The 23,152-nt window shown below is 63.3% G+C and carries 26 protein-coding genes; 1 reads left to right on the top strand and 25 read right to left on the bottom strand.

Going from position 1 to position 23,152, the window contains the following annotated elements; genetic code table 11:
- Positions 1-11: 11 nt before the first annotated feature.
- The 25 genes from gltA to VMX79_00785 all read right to left on the bottom strand — a co-directional run bounded on the left by gltA (position 12) and on the right by VMX79_00785 (position 20,993).
- On the bottom strand, positions 12-1,442 hold the full coding sequence (gene gltA / locus VMX79_00905) for an NADPH-dependent glutamate synthase (GenBank protein HUV85654.1): 1,431 nt from the start codon (positions 1,440-1,442) through the stop codon (positions 12-14).
- Positions 1,442-2,281 carry a sulfide/dihydroorotate dehydrogenase-like FAD/NAD-binding protein gene (locus VMX79_00900; protein ID HUV85653.1) on the bottom strand — a complete coding sequence of 280 codons (840 nt, stop codon included), beginning with the start codon at positions 2,279-2,281 and terminating at the stop codon, positions 1,442-1,444. Before VMX79_00900 ends, gltA begins: the two co-directional genes overlap by 1 nt.
- A 45-nt stretch (positions 2,282-2,326) precedes the next feature.
- Entirely contained in the window at positions 2,327-2,881 is a 555-nt protein-coding gene (locus tag VMX79_00895) for a CDP-alcohol phosphatidyltransferase family protein (GenBank protein HUV85652.1), read from the bottom strand.
- Complete coding sequence (gene ndk, locus VMX79_00890) at positions 2,878-3,282, bottom strand: nucleoside-diphosphate kinase (protein HUV85651.1); 405 nt, start codon at positions 3,280-3,282, stop codon at positions 2,878-2,880. Before ndk ends, VMX79_00895 begins: the two co-directional genes overlap by 4 nt.
- Positions 3,283-3,294: 12 nt before the next feature.
- Entirely contained in the window at positions 3,295-3,867 is a 573-nt protein-coding gene (locus tag VMX79_00885) for a 2-oxoacid:acceptor oxidoreductase family protein (GenBank protein ID HUV85650.1), read from the bottom strand.
- On the bottom strand, positions 3,864-4,676 hold the full coding sequence (locus tag VMX79_00880; protein HUV85649.1) for a 2-oxoacid:ferredoxin oxidoreductase subunit beta: 813 nt from the start codon (positions 4,674-4,676) through the stop codon (positions 3,864-3,866). The genes VMX79_00885 and VMX79_00880 overlap by 4 nt, the downstream gene beginning before the upstream one ends.
- Positions 4,677-4,711: 35 nt before the next feature.
- A complete protein-coding gene (locus VMX79_00875) occupies positions 4,712-5,845 on the bottom strand; it encodes a 2-oxoacid:acceptor oxidoreductase subunit alpha (protein HUV85648.1) in 1,134 nt (377 codons plus the stop codon).
- Between the two features lie 54 nt (positions 5,846-5,899).
- A complete protein-coding gene (locus VMX79_00870; protein HUV85647.1) occupies positions 5,900-6,187 on the bottom strand; it encodes a 4Fe-4S dicluster domain-containing protein in 288 nt (95 codons plus the stop codon).
- Between the two features lie 19 nt (positions 6,188-6,206).
- Positions 6,207-6,764, bottom strand: coding sequence for a BMC domain-containing protein (locus VMX79_00865; GenBank protein HUV85646.1), 558 nt, complete (start codon positions 6,762-6,764; stop codon positions 6,207-6,209).
- A complete protein-coding gene (locus tag VMX79_00860) occupies positions 6,765-7,466 on the bottom strand; it encodes a tetratricopeptide repeat protein (protein HUV85645.1) in 702 nt (233 codons plus the stop codon).
- A gap of 28 nt (positions 7,467-7,494) precedes the next feature.
- The gene (locus VMX79_00855; GenBank protein HUV85644.1) at positions 7,495-8,802 is read right to left on the bottom strand and encodes a 4Fe-4S dicluster domain-containing protein; all 1,308 of its coding nucleotides are present in this window, start codon (positions 8,800-8,802) and stop codon (positions 7,495-7,497) included.
- 8 nt (positions 8,803-8,810) lie between these two features.
- Positions 8,811-9,083 (bottom strand): EutN/CcmL family microcompartment protein, encoded by a 273-nt coding sequence (locus VMX79_00850; GenBank protein HUV85643.1) that lies wholly within the window; start codon positions 9,081-9,083, stop codon positions 8,811-8,813.
- A gap of 121 nt (positions 9,084-9,204) precedes the next feature.
- Positions 9,205-10,035, bottom strand: coding sequence for a PduL/EutD family phosphate acyltransferase (locus VMX79_00845; protein ID HUV85642.1), 831 nt, complete (start codon positions 10,033-10,035; stop codon positions 9,205-9,207).
- 16 nt (positions 10,036-10,051) lie between these two features.
- Entirely contained in the window at positions 10,052-10,357 is a 306-nt protein-coding gene (locus tag VMX79_00840) for a BMC domain-containing protein (protein HUV85641.1), read from the bottom strand.
- A gap of 63 nt (positions 10,358-10,420) precedes the next feature.
- Positions 10,421-10,921 carry a hypothetical protein gene (locus VMX79_00835; protein ID HUV85640.1) on the bottom strand — a complete coding sequence of 167 codons (501 nt, stop codon included), beginning with the start codon at positions 10,919-10,921 and terminating at the stop codon, positions 10,421-10,423.
- A complete protein-coding gene (locus VMX79_00830; protein ID HUV85639.1) occupies positions 10,922-12,400 on the bottom strand; it encodes an aldehyde dehydrogenase family protein in 1,479 nt (492 codons plus the stop codon).
- Positions 12,401-13,315: a peptidyl-prolyl cis-trans isomerase gene (locus VMX79_00825; protein HUV85638.1), complete on the bottom strand. Its 915-nt coding sequence runs from the start codon at positions 13,313-13,315 to the stop codon at positions 12,401-12,403.
- A gap of 2 nt (positions 13,316-13,317) precedes the next feature.
- Positions 13,318-14,010 carry a hypothetical protein gene (locus tag VMX79_00820; protein ID HUV85637.1) on the bottom strand — a complete coding sequence of 231 codons (693 nt, stop codon included), beginning with the start codon at positions 14,008-14,010 and terminating at the stop codon, positions 13,318-13,320.
- Positions 14,011-14,015: 5 nt separating this feature from the next.
- Positions 14,016-15,476, bottom strand: a complete 1,461-nt coding sequence (gcvPB, locus tag VMX79_00815; GenBank protein ID HUV85636.1) for an aminomethyl-transferring glycine dehydrogenase subunit GcvPB — start codon at positions 15,474-15,476, stop codon at positions 14,016-14,018.
- Positions 15,477-15,498: 22 nt separating this feature from the next.
- Positions 15,499-15,993: a permease gene (locus tag VMX79_00810; protein ID HUV85635.1), complete on the bottom strand. Its 495-nt coding sequence runs from the start codon at positions 15,991-15,993 to the stop codon at positions 15,499-15,501.
- Between the two features lie 34 nt (positions 15,994-16,027).
- Positions 16,028-17,380, bottom strand: a complete 1,353-nt coding sequence (gcvPA, locus tag VMX79_00805; protein HUV85634.1) for an aminomethyl-transferring glycine dehydrogenase subunit GcvPA — start codon at positions 17,378-17,380, stop codon at positions 16,028-16,030.
- A 113-nt stretch (positions 17,381-17,493) separates the two neighbouring features.
- The gene (gene gcvH / locus VMX79_00800) at positions 17,494-17,880 is read right to left on the bottom strand and encodes a glycine cleavage system protein GcvH (GenBank protein HUV85633.1); all 387 of its coding nucleotides are present in this window, start codon (positions 17,878-17,880) and stop codon (positions 17,494-17,496) included.
- A 20-nt stretch (positions 17,881-17,900) separates the two neighbouring features.
- Complete coding sequence (gene gcvT, locus VMX79_00795; protein HUV85632.1) at positions 17,901-19,004, bottom strand: glycine cleavage system aminomethyltransferase GcvT; 1,104 nt, start codon at positions 19,002-19,004, stop codon at positions 17,901-17,903.
- Positions 19,005-19,018: 14 nt separating this feature from the next.
- Positions 19,019-20,182, bottom strand: coding sequence for a pyridoxal phosphate-dependent aminotransferase (locus tag VMX79_00790; protein ID HUV85631.1), 1,164 nt, complete (start codon positions 20,180-20,182; stop codon positions 19,019-19,021).
- A 154-nt stretch (positions 20,183-20,336) separates the two neighbouring features.
- Positions 20,337-20,993, bottom strand: a complete 657-nt coding sequence (locus VMX79_00785) for an MBL fold metallo-hydrolase (protein HUV85630.1) — start codon at positions 20,991-20,993, stop codon at positions 20,337-20,339.
- 217 nt (positions 20,994-21,210) lie between these two features.
- Here VMX79_00785 and VMX79_00780 point away from each other — a divergent pair, with 217 nt between their 5' ends.
- Entirely contained in the window at positions 21,211-23,115 is a 1,905-nt protein-coding gene (locus VMX79_00780; protein HUV85629.1) for a universal stress protein, read from the top strand.
- Positions 23,116-23,152 lie beyond the last annotated feature (37 nt).

The following is a 23,152-nucleotide window of genomic DNA, read 5'->3' as shown; positions in this document are numbered from 1 at the left end:
GCCGACCCTTCCTATTTACCGGCGAGGTACGCGTCGACGCCGCGCGCGGCCTGTTTGCCGGCGCCCATGGCCGAGATGACGGTCGCGCCGCCGGTGACGATGTCGCCGCCGGCGAAGACGCCGGGGACGCTCGTCATCCCCGTTTCCTCGTCGACTTTTATGGTACCCCACTTCGTAAGCTCGAGCTCGGGCGTCGTCTCCGGGATGATGGGGTTGGGGTACGTCCCCACGGCCACGACTACCATGTCGCATTCGACCTCGAGCTGGGACCCCTCGCACCGCACGGGGCGACAGCGGCCGCTCTCGTCGGGCTCGCCCAACTCCATCCGGCAAAGCTCCATGCCGCGGACCCAGCCGTCGTCGGTACCCAGGACGCGGTCCGGCGCTACGAGGAAGTCGAACTGCACGCCCTCCTCCCGGGCATGGTGGATCTCCTCGTTACGCGCCGGCATCTCTTTCTCGCTGCGTCGGTAGTAAATAGTCGCCTTCTCGGCGCCCATCCGAAGCGCGGTGCGTACCGAATCCATCGCCGTGTTGCCGCCGCCGATAACGGCGACGTTCTTGCCGGCCCAAATCGGCGTGTCGTATTCCGGGAACTCGAAGGCCCGCATCAGATTGATACGCGTCAGCCACTCGTTGGCGGAATATACGCCGATCAGGTTCTCGCCGGGGACTTTCATCCACCGCGGCAGGCCGGCGCCGGTGCCGATGAACGCTGCTTCGAAGCCGAGCTCGCCTAACAACTCTTTTATTGTGAATACCTTACCAATAACCATGTTGCACTCGACCTTAACGCCCAGGCTCTTAACGTATTCGACTTCCTGGTCGAGGATGGCCTTCGGAAGGCGGAACTCCGGGATGCCGTACCGGAGGACGCCGCCCGTCGCGTGGAACGCCTCGTACAGCGTGACGCCGTAACCCATGCGCGCAAGGTCGCCCGCCGCCGTAAGGCCCGCCGGCCCCGAGCCCACTACCGCGACCTTCTTGCCCTTGGCGGCCGCTATTTCCGTGGGGGGCGCGACGTTATGTTCGTAGTCGTAGTCGGCGATGAAGCGCTCCAGGCGGCCTATCGCGACCGGCTCAAACTTCTTCGCGAGGACGCATACCTTCTCGCACTGGTCCTCCTGCGGGCATACCCGGCCGCAAACCGCGGGGAGATTATTGTACGCCTTCATAACCCGGATGGCCTCGGCGAAATCTTCGTTCGCGATGGCCTTTACGAAGGCCGGAATATCGATCTCTACAGGGCAACCACCTATACATACCGGCTTCTTACATTGCAAGCACCGCGCAGCCTCTTTGACCGCCGTCTCGACGTCGTATCCGTACGGCACTTCCTTGAAGTTGCGGGTGCGTTCGGCCGGCGGCTGTTCCGGCATAGGGAATTTCTCAGGTATGATTTTCTTCTTGGCAGGTTTTTCCTTGTTCCCGTTTCCGGCCATCACTTCGAACCTCGCTCCTTCTCGAAACGCTCGAGGGCTTGTTTTTCCTGGGGGACGTAACGGCACTGGCGTCCTCTCGCCTCTACCCAGTCAACGCCGTGCCCGTCGAAGACGGGCCCGTCCACGCACGTGAACTTCGTCTCGCCGCCCACCGTAACGCGGCACGAGCCGCACATTCCGGTCCCGTCCACCATAATCGTATCCAAACTAACCAACGTGGGCAGGTCGTGTTCGGCCGTAAGCTTGCATACCGCCTGCATCATCGGTATGGGCCCCACCGCCAGACAGGTATCGAATTTCCGCCCTTCTTCGAGCAGCAACTTAAGCTGGTCCGTTACGAAGCCGTACAGGCCGTACGAGCCGTCGTCCGTCGTCACGAAAACCTCGTCGCTGTGGGCCCGCATCTCCTCCTCGAGAATAACGAGGTCTTTGCGGCGCGCGCCGATGACGGACACGACGTAGTTGCCGCCGGCCTTGAGCGCCCGGACCTTCGGGTAAATGGGCGCAATACCGAGGCCGCCGCCCAGGCACGCCACGGTCCCCAATCGGCCCAGGTCCAAATGCCGGCCTAGCGGGCCGACGAAATCGGATATCTCGTCGCCCTCCCGGAACGTCGCCAGGTGGAACGTGGTCTTTCCGACCTTTTGGAATATGATGGTAACGGTCCCCGCGTCGCGGTCGAAATCGGCGATGGTGAGCGGGATCCTCTCGCCCTTGTCGTCCAACCGCAGGATAATAAATTGGCCCGGTTCGCATTTCCGGGCGATGTGGGGCGCCGCGACCACCATACGCACCGACTCCGACGTGATGTCGTCGCGAGCAAGAATCTTAAAACCCATCTGATACCTCTACTCCTTGAAATGAACGGTTATCCCGGCCGGGATTCAGGCCGACGGTTGCCCCTTCCGGGCCAGAGCCCGGTAGAAATCGTATCCGTACGACGCCGACGAAACTATTATCGCCGCCAAGACGAGCCACAACAGCAGCGTCGTGAGCCACCACGCCGCGGACAGCACGACGGCAACGCCGTAACAAACCATAAGCGCGGCCGCGGCCTTGCCCCAAAAATTCGCCGGTATGACGACGCGCCGGCGGGAAATCACGAGCGATGCCGAAATAATTATGGCTGCGTCGCGCGCCACCGCGGCGGCGAAGATCCACCACGGCACGCCGTACTTCAACGCCAGAATCAGGCCGACGCCGGCGATGGCCGCCTTGTCCACCACCGGGTCGAGCTTCTTGCCGAAGTCCGTTATTTGGCCCATCGCCCGGGCGACGAGGCCGTCTAAGATATCGGTCAAGGCCGCGGCGACCAGGAAGCCGGCCGCGACGCCGATAAATTCTTTACGCCACAGGAAATAAGCGCCGACCGCCGCCAGCGGCAGCCGCGCGAGCGTGAGCGCGTTCGGGACGTTCCAACGCGACGCCGCCGCGCTCACGGCGCTCCGAAGACGACGGCGATTTCGTACGCCGCCGAGGTTGGACTGTCCGAGCCGTGGACGGCGTTGCGTTCTATAGACTCGCCGTACTTACGCCGTATGGTGCCGGCGGCGGCCTGCGCCGGGTCCGTCGCGCCCATAAGCTCCCGCACCCGGGTAATAGCGGCGTCGCCGCCGAGGACCATCGCGACGACCGGCCCCGACGTAACGTACTCGACTAAGCTTCCGAAAAAAGGCTTGTCACGGTGCACGTCGTAGAAGGTTTCGGCCTTGGCGCGCTCGAAGTGCTGCAGCTCGAGCCGCTCGATAATAAAACCTTCGCGCTCCATAGCGGCGACGATTTCGCCTACCAGGCCGCGCGCCACCGCATCCGGCTTTACCATGAAGAGCGTCTTTTCCATACACCTCTCGCGTTATACAATATCGTAATCGGCCACCGCTTTTTCCCGGGCGGCCGCGGCTTTGCGGGCCGCCTTGAAACCTTCTTCCAAAGCTTTACGGTTCACGTCCAACGCCGCTTGGGGTATCCGCTGCTCGAGCGCCCGGGCCGCGGCCTTCTTCGAAACCACGCCTTTGAGTTCCACCAGCGCGCCCAACGCTACGACGTTGGCCACTATTTCCCGGCCCAACTTCTCCCTGGCGATATCGGTGAACGGGATGAGGTAGAAGTCGGGGAACGTCACCGTCGTGACGAACGTCGCGTCCGCTATAAGCGTACCGCCTTCCGCCAACGCCGAGGAGTACTTGTCGACCGAAAGCTGGTTCATGGCCACGAGGATGTCGAGGTGGTCGGGCTTGGGGAAGACGATGTCCTCGTCGGATATGATGACGTCCGACCGGCTGGCGCCGCCCCGAGCCTCCGCGCCGTAACTCTGCGTTTGGATGACTTTCTTTTTATCGTACACGGCGGCGGCGTCTGCGAGTATCAAACCCGCCGTCAGCAATCCCTGGCCGCCGTAGCCCGCAAATCTCACTACGACCATCATTTCCTCCCCGCGGCGAGGTCGGCTATCAACTTATCGTACAATTCGGTGAACTCCGGGTATTCGCGGTCGGCCAGGACACCCGTGAGCAATTTCCCTTCCAACTCCTCCGGTTTCATCTTGGCCACGGCCTTGACGTTCACCGTGTTATCGCGCTGCCAATATAACATCTCCACCGGCGATTTGAACTTGTTGAACCGGCCGTAATACGTCGGGCACTGCGATACGACCTCGACGAAGGCGAAGCCCTTCTTGCGTATCGCCTGCGCGACGAGTTTCTCGAGCTGGCGGGCGTAGTACACCGCGCCCCGCGCGACGAAGGCCGCGCCGGCGCCGGCGGTCAGGTCGCACAGGTCGAACGCCCGCTCGAAGTCGCCGTAGCGGGCGGTGGACGCGACCCTGCCCTGGGGCGTGGTCGGCGATGCCTGTCCCCCGGTCATGCCGTAGATGCTGTTGTTTATACAAACCACCGTCAGGTTAATATTCCGGCGGCAGGCGTGGATCAAATGATTCCCGCCGATGGCCGCGGCGTCGCCGTCGCCCGTTATAACGATTACCTCCAACTCGGGGCGAGCCAACTTGATTCCGGTGGCGAACGCGATGGGCCGGCCGTGCGTAGTATGCAGCGTGTTGAAGTCGACGTATATGGGCATACGGGAACTACACCCTATGCCCGAAACCATGACGACGCGGTCGCGGTCGAGCTCGCAGTCGGCGATGGCGCGGATTACGGCGCCCATGGTAGTACCGATGCCGCAGCCCGAGCACCAGATGTGCGGGAACTTTTTCTTCTGACGCAGGTACTCGTGCATCAGCTCCGAAGGGTTTAGTTCGCGGGCTGTCTCCACTAGGTTGTTCCTCCCGGCCGGGCGAGCTCGGCGATCACGTCCAGGATCTGGCGCGGCGTGATAGCCTCGCCGTCCACGCGGCTTATGGGCACCACCTGGGTGCGGCCGCATACCGCGCGTTCGAACTCGCGGACGAGCTGCCCCAGGTTCAACTCGGGCACGATGATGGCTTTCGCGGTATCCGCGACGCGCTGCATCAATTTAAAACAGAAAGGCCAGATCGTTTTTAAATTTACGAAACCGGCGCGGTAGCCCTGGGCGCGAGCCTGCAATACCGCGGCCTCGGCGGACCGCGCGCAAATGCCGTAGGCCGCCACGACCACCTCGGCGTCGGTCAAGTGTACTCGTTCTACCTGAATAATATCGAGCCGGAACCGGTCCATCTTGCGTTTGAGGTTGCGGATGGCGCGGTCGACTTCGGCCGGGACCGTAGTGGCGAAGCCCGCGCGGTCGTGCGTAAGGCCCGTAACGTGGAAGCGGAAGCCGGTGCCGAAGGGCGCGAGGGGCCCGACGTCGGTGGTGGAATCGTCGTACGGGTAGTACCACTCGGGCGGGACGTGGGGCGCCTCGCGGTCCACGACGTCGACCTTTTTGGGCAGCGTCACGTCTTCGCGCATGTGCGCCACGACTTCGTCGGGCAAGAGTATTACCGGCGTGCGGAACCGCTCGGCGAGGTTGATCGCCCGCACCGTCAATACGTAGCAATCGAGGACCGACGAAGGCGCCAACACTATGGCCGGGTGGTCGCCGTGGGTGCCCCACCGCGCCTGCATGACGTCGCCCTGGGAGGGATGAGTGGGCAGGCCGGTGCTCGGGCCGCCGCGCATCACGTTGACCACCAGGCACGGGACTTCCGTCATGTACGCGTAGCCGAGGTTCTCCTGCATAAGCGAGAAGCCGGGGCCGCTGGTGGCCGTCATCGCCTTCACGCCGGTGAGCGACGCGCCGATGACCGCGGCCAGCGAGCCGATCTCGTCCTCCATCTGAAGGAACTTCCCCCCCACCTTCGGAAGCTCCACCGACATTATCTCGGCTATTTCGGTGGAAGGCGTAATGGGGTAACCGGCGAAAAAGCGCACGCCGGCGTCGAGCGCTCCCCGGGTAATCGCTTCGTTGCCTTGCATCAAAACCATCTATATAAGTTTCACTTCCTTCGTCGCTTACGAATACGCCAAACGGGAAAGGCTTTATCTATGCTTGGCCCACTCGTCTTCGGTGCCGCGCTTGTGCGCTTCCTTCAGCTCCTCGTCGTGCAGCGGGTCCATGTACCACCCGATGGCGAAATCGGGGCACATTATCTCGCACGTGCCGCAGTTTATGCAGTCCTGCGGCCGCGCCAATATCGGCTTGCCGTCGGTGCCGGTATCGAAGACGTGCTTGGGGCACAGCGCGATGCATATGCCGCACGCTTTACACCACGCCTCGAAGTAACCGAGGTGTTTGCCGCTGACGTTTATTATCTCTTTAAGTGCCATATCGCAACCGGTCGGTTCCTTAAATTAGTTTGTCCAGCACTTCCTGATAGGGAGCCGGAATAACGGCGGTCGCGACCAACAGGCCGCGCCTGGCCGCTTCCGCGGCGCCCGCCGCCACCGCCGCGGCGACGGCCGCCGTCTCTCCCACCATAGTCGTAAAACCTTTGCCGCCGATGCCGGTCCCAAGCCTGACCTCGACCAGCGTGACCGGCGCCGCCTTCACCGCGGCGTCCGCGGCCAACAGCGAGGAGGCGAGAGAGAACGTCTCCACGACCCCCAACGCGGCGTTCTCGGGTACGACCACCGTCCCGGCCGCGGCCGCCATCACTTGCTCGTGGACGTTGGGGATTACGAGGTCATCGACGTAATGCCCCCGGCCCATTTCTCTGCCGGCGGCGACCGCCGATTTGACCGCCGCCACCGCGCCCGCGACGAGCCCTATGTATTTCCCGGAGCACGACGTCCGCGATGCCAAGAGCCGCACTTCGGCCTCCTTAACCATCGCGTCCACCGCCTCGATGCCGCGGGCGATAGACGAGAATTCTACCAAACCGATGGCCTCTTCGCGCGGCGCCAATTACTCGCCCTTCTCTCCCTCTCTCAAACTCTGTTTGTATTCCTTCGCCCGGTTCACCCATTCCTGTTGGTCCGGGTCGTCGCCCGCCATTTCTATGAATTTATCGTACGCCGCTATCGCTTCCTCGACTTTACCCAAGTCCTCGTACGCCAGCGCCATATTGTAGTAGCAATCCACGTAGTCCGGTTCCCGCTTGAGCGCTTTTTCGTATTCCTCGAGCGCGTCCTTCGGCTTGTCGAGATTACGGTACGCGTTCCCCAAATTGTAGCGCGTTACGGCGTCGTCGGGGTCGTGCTTCAGGGCGTCCTTATATTCCAACGCCGCTTTGTTGTAATCGCCCCGCCGGTAATGGACGCTCCCCAACTCGGTATGCGCCTGATGCAATTCCGGTTTCAACGTTAGCGCTTCGCGCAGCGCGTCTTCCGCTTCGTCCAAACGGCCGAGCCGCAACGCCATTCGGCCCAGGCCGTACAAAGCGTCCGGGTAATTACGGTAAATTTCGACCGCCTTGCGGTAGGCCTGGCTTGCCGAAACCCACGACCCCTCTTTTTCGAACCCGATGCCGTCAAGATAGAAAGTGTACGCTTCCTTGAACCTCGCGAGGTCTTCGGGGTCGATGTCCGCTTTCTCGAGCTCGGGTTTTTCGTAAGCCGCCGCGGCCGCGGCCAGCACGGCGATTAGCAGGGCCGTCTTCCTCCACATAGGAAACATCTCCTTAGCCACCGGCGCTTTACGCGGCCTGCGTACGGTCTATTATTACTCTATGTGCATCGGCCGCCGCCACCCGGCCCGTCACGCCGGCGTATACCGGCACGCCCGAATCATCGCCCGCCGGCGGCGCCGCGATTTTTTGCCCGGCCTCGACGCGGTCCCCTTCCTTCACGAGAACGGCCGGCGCGGGGGCGTAGGGCTGCGTAACGTCTAGTACGACGCGACGCGGCTCGGCTCGCAGCTCGCGTGCCGGCGCCGGCCGGTCGTACGCCGCCACGTCTATGCGCTTTTTCAAACGGCTCGCCGGTACGTTGCGGCCCGGGCGGTCCGCGTGGACCTCCCCCAGCCCCTCACCCTTCTCCGCGTCGCGAAGCCGGCCGCGAAGGTAGTTCTGCACCCGCCGCGGCGATATGGCCATCGGACACGCGTACAGCTCGCACAGGCCGCAACCGGTACACCCCGCGGCGTTCGCGAAGAACGAGGGCTCGGCCTCCTCCCCCCACGTAAAGAAGCGCCGCATCGAGAGGTGAGGCGTAACGTCGTAACCCAGAAGGTACCGCGGGCAAAGCTCCGTACAGTCGCGGCACTGCGTACAGGCGCTGCCGGCGACGGTCCTGACGTGCTCCAGCGGCAGGCGCGCCCGCCCGACGACGGGATGGTCCGTCGGCAAAACCATAATAAGGCCGGTCGTCAGCTTCGCACCGTATTGCTCGGCGTCTATCTCTTCCCCCATCATAGGGCCGCCGTCGAAGACGACGTAATCGGGCGCCGTCGCGCCCCCGGCCTCCTCTAGTAAAAAAGAGGCCGGCGTTCCCAGCGGTACTTCCGCGACGAAAGGTTCCGCTACCGCGCCGCCCACGGCCAGCCAGGTGGTCTCCGCGCGCTTACCGCGCGTCGCCCGGGCGACGTTGAGCACCGTCTCGGCGTTCGATACCACGACGCCGACGTCGGGCGGAACGCCCGCCGCCGGCACCCGCCGGCCGGTAACGTCGTACACCAGGACGGCCTCGTCGCCCGCGGGATAGGTCTCCGCGAGAGGATGGACCTTCACGCCGCCGTACAGGCCGGCGAGCTCGCGGGCGCGCGCTTCCTTGACCGCGAGTATTACTTCGCCCGCGCCGAGCTCGTCGCGGAGCGCCGCGGCGCCCACTACGATATCCGCGGCCCGGGCCTTCAGGATGGCTTCGTCTTTATGGGAAAGCGGCTCGCACTCCGCGCCGTTGATAATGAGAACGTCCGCCCCGCATTTATACTTCACGTGGGCGGGAAAGCCGGCGCCGCCCGCCCCCACTACGCCCGCTTCTCTTACCGTCTCGACGAGGCCCATCTCAAGTTTTAAGCCGGCACGTCCACCGAATCTACGACGCCCACGACGGCCGCCGAGACGGCCGCGGCGTCGTCGCCGACGGCGAGCCGCGCCGCCCGACCCACGGCCACTAAGACGCGATCGCCTACGCCCGCGTCCACGACGTCGGCGGCTACCCACAGCTCGGTCGTCCGTTTAAGGTCTCCGTCAAGCGGCCGTACGAGCAGCATTTTTAACGCGCGTACGCTCTCGACCTTTCGCGTCGCCCAAACGCTGCCTACAACTTCCGCGATACGCATCATATCATCGTTACCCCGATTGCGCAGCGACGTACGCATCGACGCGGGAGCCGCGGCCCGCGAATACCTTCTTCGGACGGCTATACATCGGCGGAATTTCCCGCCATTCGTTAATTATAACTTACTATGAACTTTTAAGCAACTCCGGGAAGTATTTCCGCACCGCGTCCCGGGCGTACGGCGTTAGAATCGCTCCGGATAACGACGGGACCGTCCCCGCGCGGTAGGCCTCGACTACGTCCTCTTCCGTTATCAACGGGCGCGTAGGCCGGCGCGAAGACGTGCCGCCCGCGGGCCTCGCCGTTGGCGCGCCTCCAACTACTATCGTCGCGACGTCGCCGGTGCGGGCGCTGCAGGCGTTGGCCTCGTCCCGGTCGACGTGGAGCTCGAGCGCGGCATTTTCGCCAACCCTTACCAAAACGTCGCCGAAGGTAACGCGCCGTCCCGGCGCGCCCACCGCGGCCGAGACGTTGCCGCCGTCGGCAAGGCCATAACGTTCGGCGTCGGCGGGCGCCGCGTGCAAATGGCGCCGCGCAACTACGCCTCCCTCCGGCAGGCGGACGACACTCGCCGGCCCGGCCAAAACGACGGCGAAGCGTTCGCCGGCGCGTACGTCGCCGCCCAGGCCGAGCGTTTCCAGGTCGCTATACAGCAGCTCCACCACCGTCTCCGGACGCGCGGGCCCTACGACGCGGACGTGGGGGATGGAAGCGCACGGCCCCACGACCGCGACGAACTGGTCGGCGCTGAATTGACCGGGCTGGACGAGAGGCGCACGTACGGAGAGTTCGGCGCCCGGGCCGAACAGCGTCGCCAGGTCCCCGGGCGTCAAGTGCACGTGGCGGCCCGAAACCCCCACGCGCGCCTCAAACGTTCGGACGGCGTCGGCCCGCAATCGAGCCAAAACCGCCGAAGTCGCCGCCCGGACCAAAGCCTCTTGACCGTCGGCGGCCATGGACGTTTACCTCGGGTTAAGCCTTCTTAGCCGGCCCGACTTCCTCCGGCAATATAAACTCCACGGCGTCGTCGGGACGAGGGATTACGTGAACCGAGACAAGCTCGCCGATCTTCGCGGCGGCCGCGGCGCCCGCTTCGGTCGCGGCCTTCACGGCCCCGGTTTCGCCCCGTACCATCACGCTCACCAGGCCGCCGCCGACGCGAACCTTATCCATAAGCCGCACGTTCGCGGCCTTCAACATCGCATCCGCGGCCTCGATCGCCGCCACTACGCCCCGGGTCTCGATCATCCCCAGCGCCATCTCCGTCCTAGTAGGCATCCTCGCTCCTTTCGCGTCGAGGTAAAGATAGGTTGCCCACGTTCACCGAATTATTAAGACCTCTTAATCCAGTATCTCGCGGAACTGCACCTTTCGAAACCATAAATAAAAAATCATCGTAAAACCCACTACGGCGTAAATCGTATAATATGCCATATAGGCCGTAAAATCGTAATACCTCGTAAAATCCTCGACGGCGTCTACGCCGAACCGCCGCGCGAGAGGGAAGAATAACAATCCCTGCATCCCCATATACGCCAAAATGCCGCCGACTATAAACCCCAAGCGCCGTCCCCAGTCGCGATAGGCCCAGATGCCGACGGCGGCCGCGACCAGAAACGGAGACCACAGCAGGTCGGTCAGGAGGGTCATCCCCGTCAACGCTTGAAATACGGGCGTCCCCTCCAGCGGCGTACGGTCCATTATTACAACGTCCCAGAATACCTTGAACTGATAACCGAATACGAAAACCGCGCCCACCACGAAAAGGATTAGGCAGAAAATATGCAAATCCAGCGGCCGCCGCCGAAACGCGTTGACCAAACGCCGAACCGCGAGGACCACTTAGCTTCCCCCCCGCTCCAACTCGCGCAGGACTTCTTCGACCACGCGCTCGACAAGGTTCGGGTCGGCGGCCGCGGCGGGTTTGCCCGCGCTCTGCGCCGCGCCGGGAGAGGTTAACCCGTTCGGTTCGATTCCCTCCCGGGGTCGGCCGGAAGCCACCCTCTTTATATGCAGCAGGTGCATCGGCGTGATGTTGTCGGACGTGATGTTGCCGCCGAGGGTCCCGCAGCCCAGCGTCAGCGCGGGCGCCAGGTTGGTAGTCAAGCCTATAGCGCCCTGCGAAGCGGGCGTGTTGACGACGACGCGGAACACCGGCTTGCGGAGGCCGAACTCGCGGATGACCTGCTCGTCCCGCGCGTGGACGGCCAGCGTATGGCCCATGCCGCCGTTGGCCAGGATATCCAGGCAGCGCTCGCACCCCTTCACCCAATCCGGGACGTCGTACCACGCGAGCACGGGCGAAATTTTTTCCCAGGAGAACGGCACGTCGCGGCCCACGCGGTCCTCGAAACCTATAAGAATCTTCGCGTCGGCCGGCACGTCCAACCCCGCCATCGCGGCGACGCGCGCCGCCGGTTGCCCCACGACGGCGTTGTTGAGCTTGCCGTTGTCGTCGAGCACCGCGGCGACCGCGTCCTTCTGTTCGTCGGTAAGGAAGACGCACCCGGCGCGTTCGAACTCCCGGACCGCGGCCGAGCGGGCCGGCGCGTCGCACACCACCGCTTGCTCCGACGAGCAGATCACGCCGTTGTCGAAGGTCTTCGACTCGACGATGCACGACACGGCGTGCGCGACGTCGGCGCTGCGGTCGACGTACGCCGGTACGTTACCCGGGCCGACGCCGTACGCGGGCTTCCCGGAAGAATAGGCCGCCCGCACCATAGCCATCCCGCCGGTCGCGAGTATTAAGTCCACGTCGGGATGGCTCATTATCTCGCGCGCGGCTTCGGCCGTGGGTTGGGTCAAACAACCTATGACGCCCTCCGGCGCGCCGGCCGAAACCGCGGCCTGGGCCATCAAGCGCGCCGCCTCCAGCGAGCACTCGAGCGCCCCCGGGTGCGGCGAGAAGACCACGGCGTTGCGGGCTTTCAGCGAGATAAGGGCCTTATAGATAATGGTGGAAGTGGGATTCGTGACGGGCGTTACGCCGGCTATAAGGCCGACGGGAACCGCGATTTCGACGATACCTCGGGCGGGGTCCTCGGCGATTACGTCGCAGGTCTTTAAATCTTTAATGTATCGGTAAACGTCGCGCGCGGCGAAGAGGTTTTTTAAAGTTTTATGCTCGACGACGCCGAAGCCGGTTTCCGCCGCGGCCCGGCGCGCGAGCTCGTCGGCGGCACCCTCCGCGGCGCGGGCCATAGCCGCAACGATGCGGTCCGTCGCGGCCTGGTCGAAAGTGGCGAACGCCGCGGCCGCCCGCCGGCCGGCCCGGATTTTGTCGCGCGCCTCCTGAACCGATTCCAAGTCCCGGTCCACTTATTTCGCCTCGGCCGGCGCCCCTTTGCGATACTCCTCGCCCAAAGCCATATCGACGGCTTCCTCGTGGATGCGTTCCGGGTGGCGCTCGATGTCGGCGGCCGCTTCGAGGTCCGTACCTATACCGTTGGCCGTCTCCCGCCACAGAGCTATTTTCGCCCGGTCGCGCAGCGCTTCCATGCCGATGCCCACCGGCTTCAGGTAACCGCCCGCGTCGACGCGGTCCTCCAGCTTGACTATGACGTAGAAATTGGCGAGCTTGAAGGGCCCCGCGATTTCTCCCCTTTTCATCTTCGCGACGTCGGCGCGGTATGCCGGGCTCACGTCTTCCATACGACGGTAACCCATGCTCCCCGCCTCCAATTTCTCGGGCGTTACCGATTCGGTGCTCGCGATCTTTACGAAATCTTCGCCGCCCTCGAGGCGCTGCATAACTTTATCGGCGTCCTCCTTCGAATTTAAAAGGATACGCCGCAGCCAGACGCCGGTGGTCTTCGCGCGGTACTTCTCGTCTTTGTTCTCCTCGTACCACTTCAGCGCTTCCTCGTCGCTCACGTCGGCGTACTTTTCGTAGATGTTAATCTCCCAAAAGCGTTGGATAACCACGCCCTTGGCGCTGTTACGCAACCGCCACGCGCATACCGTTTCCTTATCAATTTCATCCTCGAGCGCCTGCTGGTATAGCAACTCGCTCCGTATCCACTCCTCCATCAGTTCTTCCTTCGTAAGATACGTGGGCATTTTAACCTTATGCTGGTCTTCGTCGAGGCGGTCGAGGTCGTCGGCCGTGAGGACCGCGTCCCCCACGCTAGCGACCGCTTCCGATTCGCCGGCCGGGGGCCCGCCCTTGCAAGCGACGAAGGCACATAGCGAAAACGCCAAGGCTGCCGAAACTACGATAACTTCTTTTCTCATAATTATTCCTTTACGCAACGCAACTCCGCTTCTCCGCGCGCGCTGCCGACGCCGGCGTAAGCCGGTTTCATACCCGTAGCTGCGGCCAGCGCCCGGGCGAATTCCGCCAAAACAACCGGCCTTCCTAAAAGTTCCGCCAGCGACGCCGTCCGCGTCTCGTCCCAAAGGCCCAGCCGGCGTAATATTTCGGGCGGAGCCGCCGCGGCGATCGAGCCGTGGTGGAGTACGGCATCCTTGTAACGCCGTTGGGCGCACCCGGCGACCTTCCGGCCGCAGACGTGGATGTCGTACGGCGCGAGGGAAGCGAAACACCGGTCGGCCCGCCCCGCCGGCGCGCCCCGCCATACGGAGGCAGCCACGCCCAATTCCCTAAGCGCCGCCGCGACCACGGCGACGATATCCTCGTAGTTATCGAAGCCCCGGCGCCGCTCGCGCACGACGCAGTACGTGAAATCCGCGCCGTGGGGCACGTAGCCGCCGCCGCTGAGCCGCGGAACCGCCGCCACGCCGTCCCAGTGCGGCGCCCGTTGGCCGCGGCCGTACGTCACCGCCGGCTCGAGCCACGCATACAACCGCCAACCGGGAGGCGCCTCGCCCGCGCGATACGCCGCCAGTAGCGCTTCGTCGCGGGCCATGTTCTCCGCCGCGCCGCCCGGGCCTTCTACCAACAGCTCGTAACGCCGCCAATCGGCCACGCGCCCTAGGGCTCCCCCTCCTCGGCCATCATTTGGGTCAGTATCGGGTTACGCGCCGCGCCCGCCTCGTCCAGGCGGCGCACCGGCGCCTTGAAAGGCGCGTCGGCGTACGCGTGCGCGTCGGCCGTCAGGTCGGCTACGATTTTCTCAAGCGCCGCGGCGAAGGCGTCCAGCGTCTCCTTCGTTTCGGTCTCGGTCGGCTCGACCATCAACGCCTCCGGGACCACGAGGGGGAAGTACGTCGTCGGCGGGTGGTAGCCGGCGTCGATCAACGCCTTGTCGATATCCCCCGCCGAACCGCGGCCGAACCTGGCTGACGACGCTACGAATTCGTGCATGCAAGGCGCGGTGCCGGCGACCTCGAGGAACTTCGCCACTTTCGCGCGGACGTAGTTCGCGTTCAGGACCGCGGCGCCGGAAGCGTCCCGCAGGCCGGCGGCGCCGAGGTGCCGTATGTACGCGTACGCCCTGACGAGGACGCCGAAGTTACCTACGAATGAACGGATTTGGCCTATGGAGTCCGCCGAGTCGTAGTCGAGCGCGTACTTGCCCCGCTTCTTTACGACGCGCGGCACCGGGAGGAAATCCGCGAGCCTTTTGCAAACGCCCACCGGACCGGCGCCCGGGCCGCCGCCGCCGTGAGGGGTCGAGAAGGTCTTATGAAGGTTGACGTGGCAAATGTCGAACCCCATATCGCCCGGACGGACGCGGCCTACGAGCGCGTTTAAGTTGGCGCCGTCGTAGTACAACAGGCCGCCGGCGCCGTGTACGGCCTCGGCAACCTTTAAGATGTCGGGCTCGAATAACCCCAACGTATTGGGGTTGGTTATCATCATGCCGGCGACGCGCTCGTCCAGCTTCGCCTTGAGGTCGCCGAGGTCTATCACGCCGTCGTCGCTCGAGGCGACGGCGACGACGTCGAAGCCCGCCATCCGGGCCGAGGCCGGGTTGGTGCCGTGCGCGGAATCCGGTATGAGCATTACGTTGCGGCCGTCGTCACCCCGCTTGCGGTGGTACGCCCGCGTCAACAACATCCCCACCAATTCGCCGTGGGCGCCCGCCGCCGGCGCGAGCGTGAACGCGCTCATCCCGCATATCTCGACGAGGTAGCGCTCGAGATCGCAGGCGAGCTGCAGCGCGCCCTGCACGTCGCCGGCCGGCGCGTACGGGTGAAGCGCCGCGAACCCGGGAAGCAACGCGACATCCTCGTTCACCTTCGGGTTGTACTTCATCGTACACGAGCCGAGCGGATAGAAGCCGGTGTCGACGCCGAAGTTCATCGCGGCCAGCCGCGTGTAGTGCCGCACGACCTCCGGCTCCGCCACGTCGCGCATCGGCCCGAAATCGCGGCGTACGAATTCGTCCGGGTAAAACGCTCCGAGGTCGACCTCGGGGGTATCCGCCGCGCCGGCCTCGAAACCCCGGCCGGGCGGTATCTCGAATATATTTCGGTATTCGTAGTTCATGAGCTGCTCCGGGAAAGAACGGTTAAACCCAACGGCCGAAAACCGCCTGCGCGAACAGGCCGGCAAGCGGCGGCACGATTAACGTCGAAAGGAACCGCGCTATCGCGAGCTTGGGGCCCACAAGCCCCATCTCGAGCGGGAACCGGGCCACGGCCCAAAGCGACCACGCCGTCACGAACGCCACCACGGTCCCGACCGACGCCCCCGACTTGTACAACGACGCGACGATGGGAAACGATACGTACGGCCCGCCGGGCGTAAAAGCCCCGGCCACGGTGGCGATCATGATCCCCTTAAAACCGGCGCCGGCGCCGAGCCACTTCGCGACTACCTCCCGCGGCACCAGGACCTGGACCAGGCCCGCGATTGCGAAAGCGATAACCAAAAGCGGCAGCGTGGTCAGAAACGTCTTGCCGCCGAAGGTGAACCCCTTCTGCAGCGAGCCGCCGCCCCGCCATATCGCGACGCCGATTAGCGCCGCGAGGATTACCGCCATTACGATAGTAGCGGTTTTCATTTCACGAATATTACTTCCGCGCCCTTTCGGCGATTTAAACGGACGCGAGTACCTCGCACAACCGGTCGATATCTTCTTTCGTTTTCGTCTCCGTAACCGTTACGAGGAGGCAGTCGTCGTACTCCGGGTAGAAGCGGCCCAGCGGCAGGCCCGGGTCGACGCCTTTCTTCAGGCACGCCGCGCGGACCTCCTCCGCGGCCCTCGGACACCGGAGGACGAACTCGTTGAAGGCCGGCTCCTCGAAGACCATCTTGTAGGCCGCGAGTTCGGTCGTTTGATATTGGGCGTAAGCGCAATTCTGAACGTTCCCGCGCGCGAGGGCGGCGAGGCCGGTCCGTCCGACGACCGAGAGGTAAATCGTAAACGTCGTCGCCGCCAGCGCGTGGTTGGTGCAGATGTTGGACGTGGCCTTCTCGCGGCGTATATGCTGCTCGCGCGTTTGCAGCGTCAGGACGTACCCGGGCTTACCTTCCGCGTCCGTCGTCTTGCCGACGAGGCGGCCGGGCATCTGGCGTACGAACTCGCGGCGGGTGGCGAAGAAACCCACGCCCGGGCCGCCGAAAGACGGCGTTATGCCGAAGCTCTGCCCCTCCCCCACGACGACGTCGGCGCCGAACTTGCCGGGAGGCGACAACGCCGCCAGCGCCATCGGCTCCGCCACGGCCACGACGAGGAGCGCTCCCTCGCGATGGCAAATCTCGGCGATGTCCGCCAGTTTGGTTTCCACCAGCCCGAAGAAGTTCGGATACTGCATTATGAAGCAGGCGGCGTCGCCCAGCGAGCCGGTCAGGCGGTTGAGGTCCACCGTACCCCCCCGCGCGTACGGCGCGCAACAGGGCAGCGTCACGGCCTCGACGCCGGGGATGTTGGCCAGATACGTTTCGACGACGCGCCGGTACTCCGGGTGCAGGTTGGGGGCCAAAACCGCCTGCGGCCTTTCTTTCTTGAGCCGCAGGCACATAAGCGCCGCCTCCGCGGCCGCGGTCGCGCCGTCGTACATGGAGGCGTTGGCGACCTCCATACCGGTGAGGGCCGCGACGTACGTCTGGAATTCGAAAATAACCGCCAGCGTACCCTGGCTGACTTCGGGCTGGTACGGCGTGTAGGCGGTGTAGAATTGACTCTGGCCGACGAGGTGTCGCACCGCCGCCGGGACGAAGTGGTCGTAGCAACCGGCGCCGAGGAACGAGTTTCGGTCGGTGCGGTTCGCGTCGGCGAGCGCTTCCATATGGCGCACGAGCGCCGGCTCGGTCAAAGGTTGGGGTAAATCGAAATCGACCCGCAAAAGCTCGTCGGGTAACGGTTCGAAAAGGTCGTCGACGGCTCCGACGCCGACCTCTCCGAGCATCTGCTTTACGGTATCGTCGCCGTGGGGAACGTACGGCATTAACGTCCTCCTCAAACGGGAGCGCCCGTATTTAAATAAAGCGAGGGGCCGCAACCCCTCGCCGGCCGGGAAGCGCGGCCAGCCGACGGCCGGCCGGCGCGGCGCGCCCTAAATTATTGACCTCCGATGAATTCTTTATATTCCGCCGCGGTCTTGAGGTTTTCGACTTCCGAGGGGTCCTTCAACTCGATTTTAACGAGCCACCCTTCGCCGTAACAATCGCGATTGACCAGGGCGGGCTCCTGGGTCGCGGCGCCGTTTACTTTCACGACCTTTCCGGAAACGGGCGCGTAGAGCTCGGACGCCGCCTTCACGGATTCCACGACGCCGAATTCGCCTCCGGCCTCCACGTCGGCGCCGACTTCCGGCAGCTCCAAATACACGATGTCGCCCAATTCCGATTGAGCGTGGTCCGTCAGGCCTATGGTAACGACGTTGCCGTCGACTTTCGCCCACTCGTGCGTCTCGGTGTAACTCAGGTCTTCCGGGTTCACCCGCAGCTCCTTTCCAACGGCGACTCCTAATTGCCGCCGATAAGCTTCAAAAAGGGCGTTTCGACAACGCGCGCCAACCGGGGCTTTTTGCGGATGTCGACCAGTATCTCGGTACCGACGTCGTCGTAGGGCAGCTCGAGGTACCCCAAGCCGATGTTTTCGCGCAAGCTGGGCGAATACGACCCGGACGTAACGCGGCCGATGCTCTTCTCCTCTATATTTATTATACCGTAGTCGCGGCGGGGAATGCCCGGGTCCACCATAACGAAACCGGCCAGTCTTCGTTTGACGCCGTCGTTTTTCTGTGCGACCAAGGTTTCCTTACCTATAAAATCGCCCTTATCGAACTTAACGGTCCAGCCGATGCCCGCCTCCAGCGGCGTCGTCCCCTCGTCGATGTCGTTGCCGTAAAGGCAGTACTTCATCTCAAGGCGGAGGGTATCGCGCGCGCCCAGCCCTACCGGGACGCCCCCTATCCCGCTGGTCAGTTCGAAGAGCACGTCCCATACTTCGCCGGCGCGCGCGGCGTCCACGTATACCTCGAAGCCGTCCTCGCCCGTGTACCCGGTACGCGAAACGCGAACCGGTACGTCGTCCATAACCGAGAATATAAACTCGTAGTAGCGGAGTTCGCTCAAATCGTCGGCCAACGCTTCGGTTAAGACCGTTTCGGACTGCGGCCCCTGTACCGCGACCAGCGCCGTCTGTAGCGACTTGTCCTCGACCGTCAAACCCTTGGGGAGATGGCCCACGACCCAGTCGTAATCCTTTTCGATGTTAGAAGCGTTCACCACCAACATGAACGTTTCGTCCGCGTCGCGGTATACCAGGATATCGTCGACGATGCCGCCCCGGGGAGTGCATACGGGCGTGTACAACGCCTTCCCGATCTTCAATTTCTCCACGTTGTTCGAGACGAGCTTGTTCAACGCCGCGGGGGCGCCCTTGCCGGAGACGTAGAACTCGCCCATGTGGCTCAGGTCGAAGATGCCGGCGTTCTCCCGCACCGTGACGTGCTCGTCGATAATGCCCGAGTATTGCACCGGCATGATGAACCCGGCGAACTCGACCATTTTCCCGCCGAGCGACACGTGTCTGTCGTATAAGGGCGTCTTGATCGCTTTTGCCATAAACTTACCGACCCTTACAACGATTTAAGCGCTTCGGCCATACGGCCTATCGCCTTTTCGATATTCTCTACGGAGTTGGCGTACGAGAACCTGATGTACCCTTTGCCGAACTTGCCGAAGGAAGTGCCGGCCAGACACGCCACGCCGGCCTCATCCAGGAAGTAATCGGCGAGCCACTTCTCGTCCTTCCCGGTGCCCGTGATATTGGGGAAGACGTAGAACGCGCCCTGGGGCTTCTTGCAGGTAATGCCGGGGAGCGAGTTAAGGCCGTCGACGACGACGTCCCGCCGCTCGCGGAAGGCTTCGACCATCTTCGCGGAATCGTCCTGCGGCCCGGTCAAACCCTCGATACCCGCGATCTGGGCGAACGAGCACGTACACGAGTTGGAGTTCGTCATAAGGCGGGTGATATGCGGGGCCAGTTCGGCCGGCATCGCGCCCCATCCCATACGCCAGCCGGTCATGGCGTACGTTTTGGAATAACCGTCTATGAGAACGGTGCGCTCCTTCATACCGGGGAAGCTGGCGACGGAGTTATGTTCGCCTTCGTATATTATGCGGTTATATACTTCATCGGTTAAAACGATGAGGTCATGTTTTATCGCGAGCTCGGCTATAGCGACTAGGTCGTCTTTGGTGAGAACGCCGCCGGTGGGGTTCTGCGGCGAGTTGACGACCACCATCCGGGTCTTGTCCGTGACGAGCGACGCCAGCTCGTTTACGTCGAGACGGAAGTCGAGCTCCTCGCGCAGCTGCACCGGCACCGCCTTCGCGCCGATATAATTAATCATGGACTCGTAAATGGGGAACCCGGGATTGGGATATATTACCTCGTCGCTTTCCTCGACGCAGGCCAGAATGGTGAAGAACATTATCGGTTTAGCCCCGGGTACTACGACGATTTCGTCCGGCGAGTAGTCGAGGGCCCAACGTTGCTTCATGTACTTCGAGATGGTCTCGCGGTGCTCGGGTAGGCCGGCGCTGGGGCCGTAATGGGTCCAGCCCTGGTCGAGGGCTTTCTTCGCCGCTTCGCGGATGTTCACCGGCGTATCGAAGTCCGGTTCGCCGATCTCGAGGTGTACAATCTCGCGCCCCTCGCACTCGAGCTTTTTCGCTCTGGCCAAAACCTCGAAAGCCGTCTCGGTACCGAGCCGGCCCATACGTTTAGCTATGTACATCACGTTCTCCTATCGGTTAATGAACGCAAAACCTAATGAACCCGGTAGTAAATCGCGCTTCGTTTTGAGCCCGAAGCTACCACACCGTACTTAGAAAGTCAAGATTGATTTTGGAAAAAGGCCCCGTGGTGCCTAAAACCGTCCGCGGTCCCCGCTAGGCGCCGGCCAGGAAGGGGTTATGCTTTCGCTCCTCGCCCACCGTCGTCGTCGGCCCGTGGCCCGGGAACACTTCCGTCTTCCCCGGCAGCGTAAGGAGCTTGCTTTTGATGGAGGATATCAACGTCCGCTCGTCGCCGCCGCACAGGTCCGTCCGACCGATGGAGCCGGCGAAGAGCGCGTCGCCGCTGAACACCAGGCCGTCGCCCACGAGCGAGATGCCCCCGGCGGTATGTCCCGGCGTATTCACTACCTTCAAACCGGCCTCCGCGACTTCGTCCCCCTCGCGCAACAGGACGTCCGCCGCCGGGGAGACGGCGTAGCATTCCTGGAACGTCGCGACGGCCTCCAGGCCGATGATAAGCGCGTCCTGGCGGTGAAGGGACTCGGCGCCCGGGCCGAGGTAGGGCGCGTCCCCTTCTCCTATATATATAGGTACGTCCAACAGCTTTTTAAGGGCGCCGTTGGCGCCGCTGTGGTCGAGGTGGCCGTGGGTATTTACTATCGCCACGGCCTCGAGCTCGAGCGCGCGCAGGTGGCCGGCGATTTCGTCGGCGTCCGAGGCCGGGTCTATGACGACGGCGCGTTTCTCGTCGTACGAGAATATGTAGCAATTGGTTGCGACCGGCCCGAGTTGAAGCGTTTCGATTAGCATATAACCGTATTTTAATACAGCGGGGAGAGAGTTGTCAACATAACGCCGCGCGTGCGGGCCGGCCTTAATCGAAACTTGATTGACAAATGCCTTATCCGGTGTTATAATCAAAACCGAAATTGGAGCGCTATATAAATAGGCGCATCCCCGCAAAGCATCTTAGCGAACAAACGCGACGTCGGTCGGCCTATGGCCGGCCGTATAAAATATTAAGGCCGTGGCGCCGGAATCGCATTTCGATATATCCGAAGAGTCGCGGGGTCGAATCTTCACCCTCGACAAAGGGCACCTCTTGCGCCTCGTCGGCGTGCGGGCGATTTACGCCATCGGGTACGGCGACGTAGGCTCGAGCATCTACTACGCCCTCGGCGTCACGGCGCTCTTCGCGATGGGCGCGGCGCCGCTGGCTATCGCGGCGGCGGGCGTGCTCTTCGTCTTCACGGTCCTGACGTACGCCGAGCTCTCGGCCGCGCTGCCGGAGGCCGGCGGCTCGAGCGCCTTCGCGCGGCGGGCTTTCAACTCCGACGCCTTATCGTTCATCGCCGGCTGGGCGTTGCTGCTCGACTACGTCGTCACCATCGCCATCTCGGCGTACACGGTTCCCCCCTACCTCGGCTACTTCCTACCGGTGCTACGTACGCCGGTGGGCCACTTCGCCGCGTCGGCGTTGCTCATCGCCTCCCTTACGGCGCTCAATATAATCGGCATCAAACAATCCACGGCGCTATCGCTCGTCCTCGCGATATTCGGCAACATAACGCAGCTCGCGCTGATAGTCATCGGCTTCGTCGCCTTCGTCAACCTGCCCGCGCTTATATCGCAGTTCGCGGTCGGCGCCCACCCCACGTGGGGGCAATTCATATACGGCGTGACGATCGCGATGGTCGCCTACACCGGCATAGAGGCCATAAGCCAGATGTCGGGCGAAGTCCGCAACCCGGGCAAGAACGTACCGCGCGGGATGCTGCTCACCATGGCCACGGTGCTCTTTATGTACATGGGCATCGTCTTCGTCGCCATATCGGCGATGCCGTTCGGCCCGGGCGCGGACGGCGTTTGGGCCAGCGAGCTGACGACGACGTACCTCGAAGACCCCATCGCGGGCATCGCGGCCCAGATGCCGGTCTTCGGGAAGTACCTCGCGCCGTGGATAGCGCTGTTGGGCGCGGCCATCCTGACCATCGCCGCCAACGCCGGCGTCATCGGCTCGTCGCGGCTCACGTATTCCATGGGCGCGCACTTCCAGCTGCCGGCCTTCTTCTCGCGGCTGCACCGCCGGTACAAAACGCCGTACCTGAGCCTGATAACGTTCTCGGCCATAAGCGTCATCATCATCTTCCTGGGTAAAAGGTTGACGTACCTGGCGGACCTGTACAACTTCGGCGCCATGCTCGCGTTCGCCCTCGCCCACGCGTCGCTTTTGGGCATCCGGTGGCGCGAGCCCCGGCTCGAGCGCCCGTTCAAATTGAAGCCCAACGTACGCATCGCCGGCCGCGAGTTCCCGATAACGGCGATATTGGGTTTCGTCTGCATATCCGCGGTGTGGGTAACGGTGGTAATAACCCACCCCTTCGGTCGTACGATGGGGTTCGTGTGGATGTTCGTGGGGTTGGGGATGTACTACTGGTACCGGCGGCGCAGCCGGATGCCGGCGGGGAGGGCGCTCGCGGTCGAAGAGGTCTCGTTCCCGGAATACCGGCCCCTTAAACTAAAGACCGTACTCCTCGCCGTTAAGTCGCTGCGCCGGGTTGAAGTAGTCGAGGCCGCGTTCAAACTCGCGAAAGAAGACAAAGCCACCGTCGTCGCGCTGCACGTCCTCGAGGTTCCCGCCTCGCTGCCGGTGGAAACGTTTATGTTCGACGAGTTCGCGGCCTCCGAGGAGGTCCTGCACAAAGCGTGGGCCGTCGGAACCGAGCACGGCGTCCACGTCGAAACCCGGCTCGTTCAATCGCGGCACGCCGGCGAGGCGATATGCCAGGCCGCCCGCGAGGTCGGCGCCGACATGGTCGTTATGGGCGCGTCCGACCGCTGGCACCGGGACCTTCCCTTCCCCACCACCACCGTCGAATACGTCCTCAAGAACGCGCCTTGCGTCGTCTGGGTGGCCAGCGTACCTTCGTAAATTTCCCATATAGTAGATAACTAAAGGCGCGCCTTAC

It is taken from the genome of bacterium, assembly GCA_035529855.1.
Taxonomy (GTDB): Bacteria; RBG-13-66-14; B26-G2; order WVWN01; family WVWN01; genus WVWN01.
The sequence above is the reverse complement of the archived record's forward strand: the minus strand, read 5'-3'. Positions and strand labels throughout refer to the sequence as shown.